The 334-nt window shown below is 67.4% G+C and carries 1 protein-coding gene; it reads left to right on the forward strand.

What is annotated here, in order from left to right; translation table 11 throughout:
* Positions 1–14: 14 nt before the first annotated feature.
* Positions 15–334, forward strand: a 320-nt coding sequence (locus tag D1J51_RS17740) for an ArsR/SmtB family transcription factor (RefSeq protein WP_162903938.1), incomplete at its 3' end; no start/stop codon positions are given.

Genomic DNA, 334 nt, shown 5'->3' on the forward strand with positions numbered 1-334 from the left:
TCACTATTGAGGTAATGAACATTGAGCGAACTGACTTGACGGGGCGAGTGGCGCGGTATGCGGCGCTGGCCGATCCGGTGCGACTGCGGATCATGGACCTACTGACCCTGGGCGATGTCGCCCCGGTCGAGCTGCAAGCCGGGCTGGGAATCTCGTCCAGCTTGCTCGCGCATCACCTGAACCAGCTCGAGCACGCCGGATTCCTGGTGCGCACTCGGTCTGAGGCCGACCGGCGCCGCACCTACCTGCACCTCGCCCCCGACGCGTTCTCGGGGCTGACCCCGTCGCCGGGGCTCGGGGTGCGGCGGGTGGTGTTCGTCTGCACCGGCAACTC

The organism is Leucobacter sp. wl10 (assembly GCF_003569785.1).
Lineage (GTDB): Bacteria > Actinomycetota > Actinomycetes > Actinomycetales > Microbacteriaceae > Leucobacter.